At 56.1% G+C, this 15,844-nt stretch carries 14 protein-coding genes; 5 read left to right on the top strand and 9 right to left on the bottom strand.

What is annotated here, in order from left to right:
• Window positions 1–132 precede the first annotated feature (132 nt).
• Both dnaJ and ROI90_RS14705 read right to left on the bottom strand, forming a co-directional pair.
• On the bottom strand, window positions 133–1,278 hold the full coding sequence (gene dnaJ / locus ROI90_RS14710) for a molecular chaperone DnaJ (RefSeq protein ID WP_315999113.1): 1,146 nt from the start codon (window positions 1,276–1,278) through the stop codon (window positions 133–135).
• Window positions 1,279–1,410: 132 nt separating this feature from the next.
• Window positions 1,411–1,971, bottom strand: coding sequence for a nucleotide exchange factor GrpE (locus tag ROI90_RS14705; protein ID WP_315999112.1), 561 nt, complete (start codon window positions 1,969–1,971; stop codon window positions 1,411–1,413).
• Window positions 1,972–2,153: 182 nt separating this feature from the next.
• On the opposite strand from ROI90_RS14705, the gene ROI90_RS14700 reads away from it, so the two are divergent.
• Window positions 2,154–2,483 (top strand): S1 RNA-binding domain-containing protein, encoded by a 330-nt coding sequence (locus ROI90_RS14700; protein WP_315999111.1) that lies wholly within the window; start codon window positions 2,154–2,156, stop codon window positions 2,481–2,483.
• A 40-nt stretch (window positions 2,484–2,523) separates the two neighbouring features.
• Here the strand turns inward: ROI90_RS14700 and obgE are convergent, their stop codons facing one another.
• The 5 genes from obgE to ROI90_RS14675 all read right to left on the bottom strand — a co-directional run bounded on the left by obgE (window position 2,524) and on the right by ROI90_RS14675 (window position 8,540).
• Window positions 2,524–3,522 carry a GTPase ObgE gene (gene obgE / locus ROI90_RS14695; RefSeq protein WP_315999110.1) on the bottom strand — a complete coding sequence of 333 codons (999 nt, stop codon included), beginning with the start codon at window positions 3,520–3,522 and terminating at the stop codon, window positions 2,524–2,526.
• 227 nt (window positions 3,523–3,749) lie between these two features.
• Window positions 3,750–4,373, bottom strand: coding sequence for an adenylate kinase (locus ROI90_RS14690; protein WP_315999109.1), 624 nt, complete (start codon window positions 4,371–4,373; stop codon window positions 3,750–3,752).
• Between the two features lie 109 nt (window positions 4,374–4,482).
• Window positions 4,483–4,965 (bottom strand): hypoxanthine phosphoribosyltransferase, encoded by a 483-nt coding sequence (gene hpt / locus ROI90_RS14685; RefSeq protein WP_315999108.1) that lies wholly within the window; start codon window positions 4,963–4,965, stop codon window positions 4,483–4,485.
• 250 nt (window positions 4,966–5,215) lie between these two features.
• On the bottom strand, window positions 5,216–7,453 hold the full coding sequence (locus tag ROI90_RS14680) for a sodium-translocating pyrophosphatase (RefSeq protein WP_315999107.1): 2,238 nt from the start codon (window positions 7,451–7,453) through the stop codon (window positions 5,216–5,218).
• Window positions 7,454–7,625: 172 nt separating this feature from the next.
• Window positions 7,626–8,540, bottom strand: a complete 915-nt coding sequence (locus ROI90_RS14675; protein ID WP_315999106.1) for a M20/M25/M40 family metallo-hydrolase — start codon at window positions 8,538–8,540, stop codon at window positions 7,626–7,628.
• A gap of 112 nt (window positions 8,541–8,652) precedes the next feature.
• Here ROI90_RS14675 and ROI90_RS14670 point away from each other — a divergent pair, with 112 nt between their 5' ends.
• A complete protein-coding gene (locus ROI90_RS14670; RefSeq protein WP_315999105.1) occupies window positions 8,653–9,915 on the top strand; it encodes a tol-pal system protein YbgF in 1,263 nt (420 codons plus the stop codon).
• A gap of 12 nt (window positions 9,916–9,927) precedes the next feature.
• Window positions 9,928–11,301 (top strand): hypothetical protein, encoded by a 1,374-nt coding sequence (locus ROI90_RS14665; RefSeq protein WP_315999104.1) that lies wholly within the window; start codon window positions 9,928–9,930, stop codon window positions 11,299–11,301.
• On the opposite strand, the gene ROI90_RS14660 is transcribed toward ROI90_RS14665, so the two are convergent.
• Window positions 11,253–12,320 carry a glycosyltransferase family 4 protein gene (locus ROI90_RS14660; protein ID WP_315999103.1) on the bottom strand — a complete coding sequence of 356 codons (1,068 nt, stop codon included), beginning with the start codon at window positions 12,318–12,320 and terminating at the stop codon, window positions 11,253–11,255. The two genes, ROI90_RS14665 and ROI90_RS14660, sit on opposite strands and share 49 nt — an antisense overlap.
• A gap of 377 nt (window positions 12,321–12,697) precedes the next feature.
• On the opposite strand from ROI90_RS14660, the gene ROI90_RS14655 reads away from it, so the two are divergent.
• Both ROI90_RS14655 and rffA read left to right on the top strand, forming a co-directional pair.
• A complete protein-coding gene (locus ROI90_RS14655) occupies window positions 12,698–13,630 on the top strand; it encodes a glycosyltransferase family 2 protein (protein WP_315999102.1) in 933 nt (310 codons plus the stop codon).
• Window positions 13,631–13,634: 4 nt separating this feature from the next.
• Complete coding sequence (gene rffA / locus ROI90_RS14650; protein WP_315999101.1) at window positions 13,635–14,786, top strand: dTDP-4-amino-4,6-dideoxygalactose transaminase; 1,152 nt, start codon at window positions 13,635–13,637, stop codon at window positions 14,784–14,786.
• 72 nt (window positions 14,787–14,858) lie between these two features.
• On the opposite strand, the gene ROI90_RS14645 is transcribed toward rffA, so the two are convergent.
• On the bottom strand, window positions 14,859–15,641 hold the full coding sequence (locus ROI90_RS14645; protein ID WP_315999100.1) for a 2OG-Fe(II) oxygenase: 783 nt from the start codon (window positions 15,639–15,641) through the stop codon (window positions 14,859–14,861).
• Window positions 15,642–15,844 lie beyond the last annotated feature (203 nt).

The raw sequence follows: 15,844 nt of genomic DNA, 5'->3' as shown, positions 1-15,844 counted from the left end.
CGGAAAGCACGCCGCGTCATTACAGCCAACGGCCAAAATATTTCCTGTACCCTGCCCAAAGCAAAAAGCCCGCTCCCCTAGGTAGGAGAGCGGGCCAGAGTTGTCCGGTAAATTCGTGAAATCAGGACTTTCTTATTGGAAGTACTCCTTCACTTTTTCGAAGAAGCCCTTCTCGTTTTTGCCAGGGTTGGGCGTGAAGTTGCGGGCGTCGCGGAGCTTTTCCAGCAGCTCCCGCTCTTCGTTGGTCACGTTTTTGGGCGTCCACACGCTGAGATGAATCAGCTGGTCGCCGCGGCCGTAGCCATTGATGTCCTTGATACCCTTGCCGCGCAGACGCAGGATCTTGCCGGGCTGGGTGCCAGGGTCCACCTTGATTTTCACCTTCCCCTCAATGGTAGGCACTTCAATGCTGGCACCCAAGGCGGCATCCACGAACGAGATATACTGCTCGAACATGATGTTGTTCCCATCCCGCTTCAACGACTCGTGCGGCTCCTCCTCAATCTGAATGAGCAGGTCGCCGGGCACGCCGCCACGCTCCGGGAAGTTGCCTTTGCCGTTCATGCTGAGCTGCATGCCCTCGGCCACACCCGCCGGAATGTTGATGGGAATCACCTCTTCGTGCAGCTGGCGGCCGTCGCCGTGGCAGGTGTCGCACTTGCTGGTTACCACTTTGCCCTCACCCTCACAGGTGGGGCAAGTGCTGGCGCTTACCATCTGGCCGAGCATCGTGTTTACCACGCGCTTCACCTGGCCCTGGCCGTTGCAGGTACCGCAGGTTTTGAGGTCGGTACCGTTTTTGGCGCCGGTGCCCGAGCAGGTGTTGCAGGCTACGTAGCGCTTCACCTTGATCTTTTTCTCGACGCCATTGGCTACTTCCTCCAGGTCCAGCTTTAGCTTGATGCGTAGGTTGGAGCCTTTGCGCACGCGCCGGCCCTGGCCCCGCCCGCCTCCGAAGAAGCTTTCGAAGCCACCACCTCCACCGCCGCCACCAAAGATGTCGCCGAAATGACTGAAGATGTCCTCCATGCTGGGGCCACCGCCGTTGCCACCCATGCCCTGGTGGCCGTACTGATCGTAGCGGGCACGCTTGTTGGGGTCCGAAAGGGCTTCGTAGGCCTCGGCGGCTTCCTTAAACTTGTCCTCGGCCGAGGGGTCGTCGGGGTTTTTATCGGGATGGTACTTGATAGCCAGCTTGCGGTAAGCCGACTTCAGCTCATCGGCCGCCGCGTTTTTGGCCACGCCCAACACCTCGTAATAATCTCGCTTCGTTGCCATGTTATACGTTGGTCATCCTGAGAGCAGGGCGAAGGACCTTTTCACGTCCGCCCACAACAGGTAAATCTTCTTAGTGGTCGTTCAACTGGCAGAAGGTCCTTCGCTCCGCTCAGGATGACGTTCTGGTTTCGGTTACTGGCCCAGCACCACTTTCGCGTGGCGAATTACCTTGTCGCCGAGGTAGTAGCCGCGCTCCACTTCGTCCACAATCTTGCCTTTCAGATCTTCCGATGGGGCCGGAATCTGGGTGATGGCCTCATGCAGCTCGGGGTCGAAGTCGCCGCCTTTGGCGTCCATCGTCACCAGTCCTTTCTGGCTGAGGGTTTTACTAAGCTTGTTGTAGATGATGTCCACACTCTCGCGCACGGCCCCGGCATCTTCGGTATCCTTGGTGTGGTGACGGGCGCGGTCAAAGTCATCGAGAACCGGGAGCAAAGCCACCATGAGCTCCTGGTTGGCAGTTTTGAACAGGTCGGCGCGCTCCTTGGTGGTACGACGCTTGTAGTTTTCAAACTCGGCGGCCAGACGCAGGTACTTGTCCTTCAGGTCAGCCAGTTCGGCTTCGGTTTTGGAGCCGGCGGCACCTTCCGAGGTTTCAGCGGTGGCAGTGGTTTCTTCGGTCGTTTCGCCAGCCGTGAGGTCGGCATCTACCGACAGGTTGTCGTCCTGGGGCAGGTTGTTATCGTCAGCCATCTTGTTAAATATTCGTCGGAATGGGTTTTTCACGGGATTTGCCGTTGGGCCAGCAACAGGGCGCAAGGAGTTTGCCAAAGGCACAGCGGCTGTCAGTTTGGCACGGAAAACTATAAACGAGCTACCGTTAGTTCATTCATGACCATGGTAATATCTTGGCAGCTGACTTGCCATTTTGCTATATGCCTCTCTCTTTTTCGCAAGCGCAATGGGATGAACTAGCTCAAAGATTTCCATTCGGCACCACCATGCACGGCATCGTTGTACATGTGGCGCGTTTCGGCGTTTTTGTAGAGGTTGATGAGTTTCCTGAAGTGAAGGCCCTGCTAGAAATAATTCATATGCCTTACACCCAGGCAGAACCATCTGCAGAACCATTTCACCCACTTAGCCATCCGGATCAATACCCAGCCACAGGCTCCCGCATCGAAGCGCAAATCCTAGGTTGGTCAGAAAAACCCGGCGACGTGCGACTTACTCAGCTTATCTACAGCCAAGATGCTTCCGTATGACTGCATCTCAGTTGTAAACCTAGTTACGACCTGCCCATTATTACCCCTGCGTGTGCAGCGCCTCCCAGATCAGGTCTTTCAGCTTCTGGATGTTCTTGTTGGCGAGGCTGGAAATGAACACCGTGGGCAGGTCCGTGGGCAGTGAGGCCCGGATTTCGGCTTCCAGCTCCTCATCCAGCATGTCGGATTTGGTAACGGCCAGCAGGCGGCGCTTCTCCAGCAGCTCGGGGTTGAACTGCTCCAGCTCGTTGAGCAGCACGCCGTACTCGGCGTTGATGTCGGGCGAGTCGCAGCTGATCATGAACAGCAGGATGGAGTTCCGCTCGATGTGGCGCAGGAAGCGGGTGCCCAGCCCTTTGCCCTCGGCCGCCCCCTCAATGATACCCGGAATATCGGCCATCACGAAGGATTTGTAGTCGCGGTAGGCCACTACGCCCAGGTTGGGCGTGAGGGTGGTGAAGGCGTAGTCGGCAATTTTGGGCTTGGCGGCCGATACCACCGAGAGCAGCGTGCTTTTGCCCGCGTTCGGGAAGCCCACCAGACCCACGTCGGCCAGCAGCTTCAGCTCCAGAATCACCCACTCGTCAATGCCCGGCTCGCCGGGCTGGGCATACTGCGGGGCCTGGTTGGTGGCCGATTTGAAGTGGTCGTTGCCAAGGCCGCCCCGGCCGCCGGGCGTCAGAATCAGGCGCTGACCTTCCTCGGTTATTTCCAGCTTTTTCTCGCCGGTTTCCGCGTCGCGGGCTACCGTGCCCAAAGGCACCTGAATGATGATATCGTCGCCCTGCTTACCGGAGCGCAGGTTTTCGCCGCCGTTTTCGCCGGCCTGGGCAATCAAATGCTTCTGGTACTGGAGGTGCAGTAGCGTCCAGAGCTGGGTGCTGCCTTCCAGAATGATGTGGCCGCCCCGGCCACCGTCGCCACCATCGGGGCCGCCGTTGGGCAGGCCCTTGGCCCGGAAAAAGTGGTGCGAACCCGCCCCGCCCTTGCCCGAGCGGCAATTGATTTTAACGTAGTCGATGAAGTTGTTGGAAGCCACTGCGTGTTGAATTAAGAATTAAGAATTGAGAATTAAGAATTGCTCCTTGTTCCTGCTTCTTAATGGGGTTGTCTGAAAAACAGCTGTCATCCTGAGCGCAGCGAAGGACCTTATGCCGGTTGAGCGATAATCGTTGGTACGACTCGCTCAGATGGGATAAGATCCTTCGCTGCGCTCAGGATGACAGATGGATTCTGCCACTACCCAGGCGGGTAGCAGCGGCAAAGTTACGCTTTTACTTCGTCGGTTGCTTGGCGGCTGCCTTCCGTGGTGGCAGGCTGGTGCTCATCCAGAATGGTGCAGATCTGGCCGAAGATGTCTTCGATGGCACCAATACCGTTTAGAGCGTGAAATTTCTGCTGATTGGCGTAGTAACCGGCTACTTGGGCGGTTTCGGTGTTGTACACCGTCACGCGCTTACGAATTTTGTCTTCGTTCTGGTCGTCGGGGCGGCCGGAGGTTTTGCCGCGCTCCAGCAGGCGCTTCACCAGCTCTTCCTCGGCTACTTCCAAGGCCACCATGCACGACACCTTGGTTTCGTGCTCGGCCAGCAGCCGGTCGAGGCTTTCGGCCTGGGGCACGGTGCGCGGGAAACCGTCGAAAATGAAGCCGGAAGCCTGTTTGTTGTCTTTCAGCGCCGAGCCAATCATGCCGATTACCACCTCATCGGGCACCAGCAGGCCTTCGTCCATGAGTTTTTTGGCGCGCAGGCCCAGCTCGGTACCCTGCGAAATCTGGGCGCGCAGCAGGTCGCCAGTGGAAAGATGCACCAGATTGTAGCGGGCAATGAGCTTCTGGCTTTGCGTTCCTTTGCCGGCGCCGGGCGGGCCGAAGAGCACGAGATTCAGCATGAGTAGCGGGGAGTTACGCGGGGAAGGGGAAACGGGTGGGTTTGGGAAAGATAAGCAAGGAATGGGAAAGCCTTTACGCGAACCAGCGAATTATAGCTGGCCGCCGGGGCTACACTGCCTTGTACACGTTGGGATAATTGCGGCCCAGCCCGTCGAAATCGAGGCCGTAGCCTACAATAAAGTCATTGGGAATGCTCAGGCCCACGTAGCGGAGCGACAGTTCCTGCTGCAGGCACTCGGGCTTCAGGAACAGCGTGGCCACTTCCAGGGAAGCGGGCTGCTGGCCGCCCAGCGTATCGAGCAGCATGCGCATGGTGTGGCCGGTATCCACAATGTCCTCCACAATGACTACGTGGCGGCCCCGCAGGTCTTCGGTGAGGCCCAGCACTTCCTTTACCTCACCGCTACTGCTGGTGCCCTGGTACGAGGCCACCCGGATAAAGCAGACTTCACAAGGCACGCTTATTTCCTTCAATAAATCGGCGGCAAACATGAAGGAGCCGTTCAACACCACCACAAATATCACCGGCTGACCGGCATAGTCTTGGTTGAGTTGCGTGGCTACCTGCTTGATGGCGGCCTGAAGCTCCACAGCTGATAGATACGGTTCAAACTGTTTGTTGTGCAGCGAAATATGGTCCGGGGTCATCCGTTTGGGGTTAGGCCGTGGGTGAGCGGGCGGGCAAAGGTAGCAGAAAAAAGCCGCCCCCTGGGTAGGAAGCGGCTTCTTCAGTTGGCAGTTGTTCGTTGTGAGTTGGCAGTTGCTCGTTGCTCACTATTTGTTCTGAATTCCTAAAGGCATCCATCTAACAACTGACAACTGCTAACAAACAACTACTAACTCATTTCCCCAGCAGCACCTGCACGGCCTGCGTGGCCCGCTCGGTTACATCGGCGTATTTCACCTTGGGGCGCACGGCCTCCTCCGTTTTGGGCTGCCACTGCGGCTCCTGGTGCCCGGCCATACCCCGCTCAGGCGCGGCAATGTGGGGCGCAATAACCAGGGACACAATGCTCATAAGCTTGATCAGGATGTTCATGCTGGGGCCGGAAGTATCCTTGAACGGGTCCCCTACCGTGTCGCCCGTAACGGAGGCTTTGTGAGCCTCCGAGCCTTTGTAATGCGTTTCGCCATCAATCTGCACGCCTTTTTCAAACGACTTCTTGGCGTTGTCCCAGGCCCCGCCGGCGTTGCTCTGGAACATGGCCATGAGCACCCCCGACACGGTTACCCCAGCCAGCGTCCCGCCCAGCACTTCCGGCCCGAAGGTGAAGCCGACCACAACCGGCACCAACAGGGCAATGGCGCCCGGCAGCATCATTTCCCGGATGGCGGCCTGGGTGGAAATGGCCACGCACTTCTCGTACTCGGGCCGGCCGGTGCCTTCCATAATGCCCGGAATTTCGCGGAACTGGCGGCGTACTTCCTGCACCATGGCCATGGCCGCCCGCCCCACGGCCGCAATGGCCAGCGCGGAGAAGATGAACGGAATCATGGCCCCCACGAACAGGCCGGCCAGCACGCGGGCGTTGCTGATATCAATGGCGCTGATGTTGGCCGTGCCCATGAAGGCCGCAAACAACGCCAGCGACGTAAGCGCGGCCGAGGCAATGGCGAAGCCTTTGCCGGTAGCAGCCGTGGTATTACCCACGGCATCCAGAATATCGGTCCGCTCGCGCACTTCCTTGGGCAATTCGCTCATTTCGGCAATACCGCCGGCATTGTCGGCAATGGGCCCAAAGGCATCAATGGCGAGCTGCATAGCAGTGGTGGCCATCATACCGGCCGCCGCAATGGCCACGCCGTAGAGGCCGGCGCACTCAAAGCTGAGGATGATGCCTGCCGCCAGTACGATGATGGGCAGCACGGTGCTTTCCATACCCACAGCCAACCCGCCGATAACGGTGGTGGCGTGGCCCGTGCTGCTCTGGCGCACGATACTGAGCACCGGCCGCTTACCCATGGCTGTATAGTACTCGGTGATGATGCTCATCAGCGTACCCACCACGAGGCCCACCAGCACGGCATAAAACACGTTCATGGAGTTGAAGGTGATACCCCGAATGGTGAGGTCTTCAGCCGGTAGCATCCAGCGGATAATGAAGAACGAAGCCGCCGCCGACACCAGCACCGACACGTAGTTGCCCAAGTTGAGCGCGCTCTGCACGTTGCCGCCCTCCTTCACCCGCACGCACAGAATTCCGATAAGCGAGGCCACAATACCCATACCTGCAATGGCCATCGGTAACAGGATGGGCGAGAGGCCCTGAAACTGGTCGCCGCGGGCCACTACCTCCCGGCCCAGCACCATGGTAGCCAGAATGGTGGCCACGTAGGAGCCGAACAGGTCGGCACCCATGCCGGCTACGTCGCCCACGTTGTCGCCCACGTTATCGGCAATGGTGGCGGGGTTGCGGGGGTCGTCTTCCGGAATGCCGGCTTCCACTTTGCCCACCAGGTCGGCGCCCACGTCGGCGGCTTTGGTGTAGATGCCGCCGCCCACGCGGGCAAACAGGGCAATGCTTTCAGCTCCCAGCGAAAAGCCAGTGAGCACCTCCAGGGCCGTTTCCATTTCAATGCCGTTGGCCGAGCCGTTCTGGCTGACCACAAACATCTGGTAGAACACCAAGAACAATGAGCCCAGCCCCAGTACCGCCAGCCCTGCCACGCCCATGCCCATCACCGAGCCCCCGGAAAACGACACGTTGAGGGCCCGGCTCAGGGAAGTGCGGGCCGCCTGGGCCGTGCGCACGTTGGCTTTGGTGGCAATCTTCATTCCGATGAAGCCCGCCAACGCCGAAAACACCGCCCCAATCAGGAAGGCAATGACGATAACCGGACTGGACTTCTCGCCGGTGCTACCCAGGTAGAACAGAAACGCACTGGCTATCAAGCCAAAAATGGCCAGCACCTTATATTCGGCCCGCAGGAAGGCAATGGCCCCATCGGCAATGTAGCCGGCAATGGTGCGCATCCGCTCGTCACCGGCATCCTGCCGACTCACCCAGCCCGCGCGCAGCCAGGTGTAGAGCAACGCCAGCACACCCAAGGCCGGCACTACGTAGAGAATGTTCGTCATAAACGGTGGGAACAGGGAGTTAGGGTTGGAAGAGAAAAGAACGATTGGGCGAGTAAAATAGAGTTTATTCCCTAATAACCAGCCGTTTCATACTAACCCGGTACACGCAGAGCGGCTGATTCCGGAATAGCCCTGAAACCATCCGCTCTGCACACTGCTCATGTAGCTCCCTCTACAACTCGCGCATCAGCACCTGGTACAACGCCAACATGCTTTCTATGTCGCGCTTATCTACGATTTCATCGGGCGTGTGCACGTTGTCTTCGGGGGCTCCAATGAAGCACCAGTCCCAGGGCTGAGCACCGTGTTGCAGTTCTTTCGCGTCGGAGCCGCCGCTGCCTTCTACCTCCAGTTGGTGTGGTACGTCGGCGGCCTCGGCAATGCGCCGGATACCCTCCACGTAGCTGCGGCGCGGAATCAGGGAGTCGCGGAGGGAAATGACCACGCCCTGGCCCGGATGTACGCCTTCCGTTACCCAAGTGATGTCCGAAATCAGGGCCTGGCGCACGCCGTAGTGCTCATAGATATACTTGGCCAGGTAGGCTACTGAGCCGCCGCCGTGCTCTTCCCAGCAGCTAAACACCACAACCCCGTTTTCCAGCGTTTCGCAAAGGCGCAAGGCATTCCACACGCCCAGGCGGTTGTCCAGGTAGCAGCTTTGCACTGTAGTAGCTGTTTCCCGGAAGTCGCAGCGGAAGGTAAGCTCTGTTCCGCGCTCAATTTCCCGATGATAGTCGTAGCTGAGCGCCTTGGTATCCTCGTCCACCACTACTGTACAGGCAATGTCCCCTTGCGCATCTCGGCCAACCAGTTGGTAGCCGGTTGCCGCATTGGGCCCACCAATACGTACCAATTCCCGGCCGTAGCGCACAGTAAATCCTATACTATCAAGGTGGGCAAACACAGCCGTACGAGGCTTTCCAAATACTAGAATAATGCAATCCTGGAACTCTCCCCCCGCCAGCACGGTTGGCTGAATGCGCCACTGCTGCTGGCGCTGCTGAATGTAGTGGAGTAGGTATTCTGTCAGGAGTGCTTCATTGCCGGAGGGTGCATGAATCTGGCAAAGTGCTTGTAAAAGCTGCATATAGCGTATATTATTTGTCCAAAACTAGGACAAATGTTCTACTTTAGCCTCTTGAATGGGCGGTGTAGAGCAGGCCATAGTCAGTGTGTGAAACCGCAATTAGTGTGTACCTATGCTTCCACGTTTTCAATTTATCCTATTGCTGATTCTTGGGCTGCCACTGGTAGCGTGGGCGCAGCAGCCGGATACTACTCGCCCCCCTGCCCTACCGGATACGGTGCAGCAGGTGCGCTTGGAAAACGTAGATGTAGCCCCCGCCGCCGTTGATACCAAAAGCTGGCTGCTGCTGGATAAGGATATTCAGACGGAATTAGAAGGAGCGGTATTCAACCTCTACAATTTCAAGTATGACAAGGCTGAGCGGCAGTTCCGGAGCCTACGCCGTCGCTACCCCAACCACCCCATGCCCTATTTCCTGCTGGGGCTGAGCACCTGGTGGAAAATCATGCCTTCCGGCATTCAAACCACGCTCTACGACAAGCAGTTTTTTGCCTACATGGATACCACCATTGCCAAGGGGGAAGCCATGTACAAGGCCGATACTAAAAATTACGAGGCCTGTTTTTTCCTGGCGGCCGGCTACGGCTTCGATGGCCGCCTGCACGCCGAGCGGCACGATTGGCGCAAAGCCACCGTCAGTGCCAAGCGCGCCCTGGATTACCTCGACAAAAGCAAGGAAGCTAACGGCCTGAGCCCTGAATTTCTCTTCGGGCAGGCGCTGTTCAACTACTACGCCGTCTGGATTCCGGATAACTACCCGCTACTCAAGCCGGTGCTGCTGTTTTTCCCGAAAGGCAACAAGCAGCTGGGCCTGCAACAGCTGCGCAACGTGGCCGACAATGGGTTTTATGTGGGCCCGGAAGCGCGCGTCTTCCTTATGCGGATTTTGCTGAACGAGGAAGACAAACCCGAGCAGGCCATGCCTTTAGCGCGTTACCTTGCCACCACCTACCCCGACAACGGGTACTTCCAACGCATCTACGCCAACATCTGCTTCCGGCAGGGCGAGCTTCGGGAGTGTGAGCGGGTCAGCCGGGATATTCTGGACAAGCTTAATCGTGGCCTACCCGGCTACGAAGCAAATAGTGGCCGGTACGCTACTTTTTTCTTAGGCTACCTTATGCAGACTCGCTACAAGGATGCCAAGAAGGCTAAAGAGTATTACCAGCGTTGCATCGTATTCGCTGAGCAAAACGGAGAAACCAAGTATGGCTTTTACGTGTTTGCCAACCTAGGCTTGGCTCGCCTAGCCGATAAAGCCAAAGATGCCGCCGCCGCTCAACGCCACTATGCTGTAGTACTGGACAAATCCGACAAAAAATCGGAGCAGTATCAGGAAGCCAAGGCTTACCTGAAAGCCAAGCCCAAAAAGTAATCTTGCGCCGCCATGGAACTGAAGGATCTGTTTCTCACCCCACTGTATCTGGGGGTATTCTATGCCATAGCCTTTGCCGTGCGCAAGCAGTTTACTAATGCCTTCACCCGCAAATATTTTATTCCGGCCTTATCAGTAAAATTTCTGGGTGCTATTTCATTGGGACTGGTTTATCAGTTTTATTACGGTGGAGGAGACACTTTTAACTATTTTCGTCATATCCAAATATTACATAGCTCTCTATCTGAATCATTCAGTATATGGTTGCGGCTACTGCAGGCACCAGTTGTTCCGGACGGTGATATGCTACGGTACACCGGGCAAATGTATTGGTACACTGCTTCTACCGAATATTTTGTTGTTAGATTAGGCAGTGTATTTTCCCTTATCTGTTTCAACACTTATTCCATCATAAGCCTGTGCTTCGCTGCCTTCAGTTTCGCAGGTATGTGGTCCATGTATATTACATTTCTGCGTATTTATCCCTTGGCTTATAAAAAATTCGCCATTGCTGTTTTCTTTCTACCTTCCGTATTTTTCTGGGGTTCTGGCCTGATGAAAGACTCCTTATGCCTTGGTGCGCTAGGATGGACTTTTTATGGTTTCTACCACGTTTTTATTGCGCGAAAATTCGTTGTAACCGGCGCACTGGTGGGTACATTAGGCATATATGTTCTTGTATCGGTAAAAATTTATATTTTACTTTCATTCGCCCCACCTGCTCTGCTATGGGTATTTAACGAGAATAATCAGCGCATTAAATCTGCCGCTCTGCGTATAGCGCTTAAACCTTTCTTTCTATTATTGGGAATAGGTGCGGGTTACATTGGAGCCACTGGAATTACTGCTGGCGATGAGAGATATGATGTAGAAAAAATTGGAGAGCGAACCAAAATTAACCAGGAATACTTAACTCATTTCGCCGTCAGTGGTTCGGCTTATGATATTGGGGAGTTCGATGGCAGTACCGCTTCTTTATTAAAAACTGCACCGCAGGCTGTTGTAGTATCAATTTTTCGCCCGTTTCTATTTGAGGTTCGTAACCCCGTTATGTTACTTTCAGCGCTGGAAGCCACTCTTTTTATCTGGTTAACTGTTTCTCTGTTATACAAAACAGGTTTATTAAAAGGATTAGGAATTATTGCTAGCACTCCGCTTATCCTATTCAGTTTCCTGTTTGCTACTGTCTTCGCCATTGGGGTTGGTATCAACAGCGGTAATTTTGGCACATTAGTGCGATACAAAATTCCTCTAATGCCTTTCTACCTAGCAGGACTTTATATGCTCCAGGAAAAAGCAACCCAGAGCCGTCGCAAACCCAGACGTCGTGCTAGGTCTCAACTAAATAATCCTAGAAAAGTAGGTCGGTTGGCAACTACCGAATAGCGATTCACGATGGTTTGCCGGGCCTGCTCTCCCAGTTCGGTTCTCAGGGCGGCATTTTGCAAAAGCTTACGCAGGGCAGCCTCCCACTCTTGGGGAGTAGCGCATACAAAGCCATTTAGGCCATCAGTCACCACATCTATATTCATTCCTACCGGCGATACCAGAGCAGGCTCACCTAAAGCCATGTATTGCAAGGCTTTGAACGCGCATTTGCCTTTTGCCCATAAATCATCTTCCAAGGGCATCAGCCCAATGTGGAAACCTAGTAGGTCGGCTATTTCCGTTTCCTTACGCCAGGGTTGAAATACTAGGCTACGCAACGGCAGTTGGGGAGGTTTATTGGAAATTACCCGAAATTCAAACTCGAACTCACGTTCCAACCGGGCCAGAACCGGCACCACCTGTTCTAAGTATTTTAGAGTTGAGTGCGTACCCGTCCAGCCAATCACCAACGGTCCAAATTGCTGTTGGTCGCGCACTTGGTTATGCAGATGCTCCGTATCGATGGTAGTAGGGTTTACCACAGCATTGGCGTTGAATTGCCGGGCGTAGTCGCGCAGATAGGTGTTCCCGCAGCTCACTTTATAAGCCCAACGGCAGATACTGCCCACCTTGTGGTGCCACTTTACTCCGGCCACAATGCTGTTGGCTGCTGAAGTGTTAGGAATCCATATGGCATCATCAAAGTCATAGATAATACGCTTCCTAAATAACTTAGCAATAATCCACTCAAAGATAGGAGGCCCAATGGGTGAGGCTTCGCGGTGAATAAAAACGTAGTCAGCGCGAGATACTGCAGAGAGTAGCAAAAACCGCCGTAGGAAACCGCCAACAATGCCCAGAGCTTTACGCAGGGTGTGGCCGGACTTGTAGAGGATGGCCCAGGTGTCTTCGGAAACAAACGGCTCCAGTTGGTAGGTGTGCCCCTCCGTGGTTAGGAGCTTAATGTACTGCTCGAATCGGAAACGCTGGGAAGGAGCTTTGCCGAGAGGATACGGCACTAGGAACAGAATGTGCATAGTAAGAGAACAGCCAAATGGCCGACGTATACGAAATGAACTGCAAAAGTACGCCAACTCCGGCCAAGATGCGCATTTAACCATTTATAGCTAGAGACGAAATGCCTACTGTAGCCCAGTCGGAATGCTACTGTTGGCGTCGCTGCCAGCAACCCAGTGGCAGCCTTCTTCGCTGCAGTGGGCTTTGTGCTCTATACCAAGAAAGTAAGGTGGTTGTTGAGAGGCGTGGCGTCCAAGTGCGTGTGTTGAAGCAGGCAGGCATTTTATTCTCCCTGATATAGGTCAGGCTCTTCTTACCTTTGGAAAACTCACGGCGCCTTTTTTCTGGTAGCTTCCTGTGTCCTGCTTCCGTATCGTAGCTGCCCACTGCCCACTGAATGGCCCATCCCAACACCAAATTGCTGCTTTCCGTTGTAAGCCCAGTGTACCAGGCCGATCAGCTCTTGGACGAGCTCTTGGGACGCCTCGCGAAAGCTCTGGCTCCATTGACAACTGCTTACGAGATAATTCTAGTTGATGACGGCAGCCCCGACGAGAGTTGGGACCTGATTCAACGCTACGCTGCCCACGACTCGCGCATCCGGGGAATTCGGCTGAGCCGCAACTTTGGTCAACACCACGCTATTACGGCCGGCCTCGACGCGGCCCAGGGCGAGTGGATAGTAGTAATGGATTGCGACTTACAGGACCGCCCTGAGGAAATTCCAGCCCTTTATCAGCACGCCCAAATGGGTCACGACGTGGTGCTGGCCAGTCGCACTACCCGTCAGGACTCTTGGTTTAAACGCACCTTGTCGTGTGGGTTTTACACAGTGCTCTCCTATCTAACCGACACTTGCCAAGATCCTACGGTGGCAAACTTCGGCATCTACCATCACCGCGTGATCGAGGCCATTTTGCAACTACACGAGAGTATCCGCTACTTCCCCACCATGGTGCGCTGGGTAGGTTTCCGGCAAATTACCCTATCCGTACAGCACGCCGCCGAAGGTCGGCCAAGTACTTATAGCCTGACTCGTCGCCTGCGCTTGGCTACCGACATAATGCTGGCTTCGTCCGACAAACCTTTACGCCTGATGGCTTGTCTAGGACTGTTGCTCTCGGGCAGCGCTTTCCTGCTGGGAGTTATCACCCTCATTCGCTTTGCCCTGGGCCAGATTACGGTGCCCGGCTACATCAGCCTGTTTATTGCCATCAGCTTTTTCTCGGGCTTGATCATTCTGGTGCTGGGTGTAGTAGGGCTCTACGTGGGCAAAATCTTCGAAAGTGTGCGCCATCGGCCCCTGTATGTGGTAGCCGCCACCACCTGACTTTATGCAAGACGTGGCCATTCCATTCAACAAACCGCTGCTGGCCGGCCAGGAGCTAACCTACATTCAGCAGGCGCTGACCCAGGGCAAGCTGTCCGGCAACGGCTATTTTACCCAGCAGTGCCAAGGCTTTCTACAAGTCCGCTACGGCCTGCCGCTAGCCTTGCTGACTACCAGCGGCACGGCAGCGCTGGAAATGGCGGCCCTGCTCCTCGGCATTCAGCCCGGCGACGAGGTAATCATGCCGTCCTTCACTTTCACTTCTACCGCCAACGCCTTCTTACTGCGCGGGGCCAGAATTATCTTTGCCGACAGCCTGGCCCACCACCCCAACCTCGACGTGGCCCAATTAGCGCTACTCATTACGCCGCGCACCCGGGCCGTAGTGCCGGTGCACTACGCGGGCGTAGCCTGCGACATGGCGCCGCTCATGCAACTGGCCCAGGAGCACGGCTTTTACGTGGTGGAAGATGCGGCCCAAGCCATTGAGAGCCGCTACCAGGATCAGGCGCTGGGCGCGGTGGGGCATTTAGCGGCCTTTTCCTTTCACGAAACCAAGAACATCATTGCCGGTGAAGGCGGCCTGCTGGCTATCAACGACCCGCATTTTGCGGCCCGGGCCGAAATCATCTGGGAAAAAGGCACCAACCGGGCGGCCTTTTTCCGGGGCCAGGTGGCCCGCTACCAATGGGTAGATATCGGCTCGTCATTTTTGCCCTCCGAGTTGAACGCAGCCTACTTGTGGGGTCAGCTGGAGCGGCTGGAGGCCATTCAGGAGCGGCGGCAGCAGCAGTGGCAGCACTACCGGGCGGGGCTGCAGACGCTGGCCGCGGCGGGTTATTTTGCCTTGCCTACCGTGCCCGACTATGCCGTGCACAATGCCCATATCTTCTACCTGCTTTGCCGCAACCAAGCCGAGCGCGACGGCCTCATCCGGCACTTGGCGCAGCGCCAAATTCTGGCCGTGTCCCACTACCAGCCCCTGCACGCCAGCCCCTACTACCAGGCCCGGCACGACGGCCGCCCCCTCCCCCACGCCCTGGCCCACGCCCAGCGGCTGGTGCGCCTGCCGCTCTACTACGAGCTCCGCCCCGCCGACCAGCAGCGCGTACTCAATGCCGTTCAGCACTACTACACCGGGCAGCTTTCGGTATAGCCAGTTCAAGCAAAAAGCCCCGCGCCAGATCTGGCGCGGGGCTTTTGGTACGGGGGAGCTTTTGCCAAGCGGTTATTTTTTCACCCGCTCTACAGCCGCTTTCAAACCCGACTTCAGGTTTTTGAGCAGGCCACCGGTGCCTTCGGTGTTCACGTACACCGTGTTGTGCTCCCCGGCAATTTCGTTGGCGGGGCGCGTTTTGGTGTAGTAGTATACGGCCAGCGACTTGCGGGTGAGGCCGCCGGGCGCGGCCAGGGGCTTGGGGTGGCCGTGGAACGATACCTCGTTGGTTTCAAAAATCACGCAGCGGTTGAAGACGGGAGCAACGTTTTCCAGCTGCTTCTTTTTCTTCATGTCCCACAGCTCAAGGTGGCCGTTATACTCATCTTTCCAGTCCTTGTTCATGTACACAATGGCGTTCATGCGCCGGTGGTACTTGGTGGTCTGGTGGTAGTTGAAGTCTACGTGCACGTCGAGGAAGGCGCCGGTTACGGACTGGTGCAGCCCGCCGCCGAACAGCTCATCGTCGCCGAGCAGCTCCGGAATGCCGGTGATGTCCTCCACCATGTGCAGGAACTTCTCGCCGTTGAACTCGTCGAATACCTGCTGGAGCAGCGGGTAGTCGGCGCCGAACTTGGTGAGGGCAAACTTATTTTTCTGGTTGATGTAGGTGGTGCCGTCCCAGTTGCCGGTCGTTACATCGGGGTAGGCTTCCAGGATCCGCTCGGCCGCTTCGGGGCGAAAAAACCCATCGTAGACCAGATAATGAAAAGGCTTTTTGGGGTCGTTCCACTGCTGCTTCAGCTCGTTGGCGTGGGCTTGCAGTTTTTCAAAATCAATTAGTTTCTGGCTCATCAGAAAAGGAGGTGAGTTATGTAGCAGGGCTCAGACAGTTAGTACTATCCGGGCATTGGCACGCAAAAGTACCACAATCGGCTAGGAAGTGTTAACAGTGGCTAGTATGTTTGGGAATGGAGTACATGTTGACCGACGCGCAGTGGGCGCGCATCGCGCCGTTACTGCCGGGCCGGGAAGGCACGAGCGGCGGGCGGGGCCAA

The organism is Hymenobacter endophyticus (assembly GCF_032464715.1).
Lineage (GTDB): Bacteria > Bacteroidota > Bacteroidia > Cytophagales > Hymenobacteraceae > Hymenobacter > Hymenobacter endophyticus.
This window is presented reverse-complemented; position numbering and strand designations above follow the sequence as displayed.